The organism is Deinococcus marmoris DSM 12784, from assembly GCF_000701405.1.
In the GTDB taxonomy this organism is placed as follows: Bacteria; Deinococcota; Deinococci; order Deinococcales; family Deinococcaceae; genus Deinococcus; species Deinococcus marmoris.
Window position 1 is genome coordinate 1 of sequence record NZ_JNIV01000202.1, and the last position, 2586, is coordinate 2586.

Here is a 2586-nt window from a genome sequence, read left to right on the forward strand (position 1 = left end):
ACCATTTTGGGACTTTGAACATCTCCAAATGGTTTCAGGCGGCGCTGAGATTTCTCTCAGCGCCGCCTGAAAAAATGGACAAAGTCGAACTAAGATGAGTGCAAATTTCCAGCGCTGTGTGCAAAAGTAACAACGCTAATGCAACAGGTTTTTCTTGCCCTCCCCTGAGCTGTGGTGGCCCCGGCATCCTCAACCACAGCCGGATGAGTTGATGACTTCCTGGTTGATGCGCTTTGCGTCAGCCAACGCTCAGCCTATCGTGAACGTGTTCGGCGATGCTGCTGACCGTGATGCCCGGCTGCCGGAGCGCATCACTCTGGATCATCTCGGTCACCTGTCGTCGATCAGCACCTTCCCGGTGTCCAAACTCGAGGCGCTTCTGCCCCGCTCAAACGGGCACGACCACGGTTGGGCCGCCGACGCGCCGTTTGATCCCGGCGACCGGATGGGCAAGACCCGCGCCTTGACACTGGGTCACCGCAAGGCTCAGTTCTGTTCCACCTGTCTGGGCAGTGACCCGGTGCCGTACTTGCGCCAGGCCTGGGCGCTGGATCTCGCCGTGGCCTGTGACGTTCACGGCACTGCGCTGCTCGACGCCTGTCCGCTCTGCGAGGCTCCATTCAACCTTGATCTGCGTCAGCCGCTTGGGAACCAGTTGACGCTGTGCCAGAGCTGCCATCAGGCTTTCAGCGAGGCACCGTCGGCAGTTACGGTGAAGCCTGAGGTGATCGCACTTCAGCGGGACCTTTTGGCTCTGCGCGCCGATGAAGAGGTTGCGCTGAGTTTGAAGGTCGGTGTCGACGGGAAGACCAAGGCCGCCCTCGCGCAGGCGCTGTTCATCTTCATCCAGAAAGGGCTGCTGATCCAGTACTTCGATGCCGATGCCCGGCGGCTTACCGACTGGGCTGAGGCTGAGGTGGTCACCGGGCGGCTGGAGCGTCGGCTGACGGCGGCCGCGCTCCTGACGTGGGTGTTTGAAGTCTTTCCCAGACGGTTGCAGCGTCTGGCCTATCTGGCGGCCGACCCCCAGGCCGAGCGCCATGAGGACGTGGTGCGCGACGCGGTCTATTCCAGTGTGCTGCACCTGATTCAGCAGTCTTCAGACGGAGACATCGCGCGGCAGTTTGCGTCCTGGCCGCAGATTCTAGTGACGGGTCAGCAAAATGCCGTCGCGCTTCAAACACGCTTTCAGTTAACCAGCGAGCAGTGGCAAACCGCTGAGCCGGTGCTGGCGCGGCATCTGCGTCTGAACCGGGGGCCTCAGCTTCAGCAGCCCCGGGTGGTCGTGGACCGCTTACTGGAGTACCTGGCCACGGATCGTTCCTGGCCCCAGGTGGCGACGCCAGAGTTCAAGATGGGCGCTGTTCTGAATGCCCGCTTCAACGCATGGCGGGGGAACGGCTTACTGGCCGAGCTTTTACTGCATCTGTACGAGGATCTGACCGGGCAAGGAGGGGTGAACTTGACCCACTTTGCGGCGGCACGTCGACGGGGCCGAGACCCATTCAAGGGCGACTGGCGGACCCAGACCGCCACGCTGCTGCTCGCGCCCCGTACGCTCGTCGTTTTGCAGGTTGACTTGCCTGGCCTGGGTACCCGGCTGCTGGCGGCGTTGATGGCTGAACGCAAAGGCTGAGCTTCAGGTGGCTTAGCCGCCACCCGGCTCGCGGAGATCATCCTCACCCTGGTTTTCGGGCCAGTGGTCCTGTGAGGGCTCGGGGATCGGGCCCAGCCCCCAGTACTCGATGTCGCGGATCTTGGCGCGGAGCTTTTCGATGAAATCAAAGGCGCGGGTGCGGTCGCGGCGAAGGCGACGACTTTGCTGGCGCAGCGCCTCGATCAGCGGGATGGCGCGGCGCACCAACTCGCGTTCGCGCGCCAGCGCGTAACTCTGGCTGTTGAGCTGAAGCAGCTTGTACATGGCGTTGCGTTGCTCTTCGGGGAGCGCGTTGAGTTGCTCCTGGAGCGGGGCGATCTCTTTGAGCAGCTGTTTCTGGCGGCGCAGGGCATCGTTGACGTAAGGCTGGAGCGCCGGGCTGATCTTGCGCGGCCTGGGGTTGTGCTCGGTCAGCTGACCATGCACAACATGCCGGATGATTTCCTCGGTTTCCATGGTCTCGATGCCCTCCAGGTGTGCCGCGGGCGCAGGTGCGCCGCAGGACACTTTACCTTTTGCGGGGCTGGAGGGCCAGATCTTCTGTCCTGGGGGGTCCAGGGTGGCCTGGGCGGTCCCCGGGGTCTTTTTCTTGGTTGACATGCTTTGGATGGGTGATTCCTTGACCTTTCGGGGCTGTCTTCACGTGTTTTGATGTTACACTGGTATCTTTTCTTTCGCGTAGGTCAGCCACTACCCTGATCGAGTATCCTATCCTCAGTGTCTGCTTTACCCCCAAATGTAACCATCAATGGAAATCTATATGACCTTGGGCATTTGAGACCTTTCGGCATGACGTTGCCGTTCCACCATCCTGAAAATGGACGAATCCATTTACAGCTGACCTTACGCGGCAGAGTTTTGAAAATTCTCGGATTGCTGCCTCAGCCTTTGTAATTCCTCGTATGAAGTTTTAAGAGCGGCGATATACA

At 60.5% G+C, this 2586-nt stretch carries 2 protein-coding genes; one reads left to right on the forward strand and one right to left on the reverse strand.

Annotated features, from left to right (window positions below; genetic code table 11):
- The first annotated feature begins 154 nt into the window (after positions 1 to 154).
- Entirely contained in the window at positions 155 to 1636 is a 1482-nt protein-coding gene (locus tag Q319_RS0123055; RefSeq protein WP_156039570.1) for a TniQ family protein, read from the forward strand.
- 12 nt (positions 1637 to 1648) lie between these two features.
- Here the strand turns inward: Q319_RS0123055 and Q319_RS0123060 are convergent, their stop codons facing one another.
- Positions 1649 to 2257, reverse strand: a complete 609-nt coding sequence (locus Q319_RS0123060; protein WP_029484728.1) for a hypothetical protein — start codon at positions 2255 to 2257, stop codon at positions 1649 to 1651.
- Positions 2258 to 2586 lie beyond the last annotated feature (329 nt).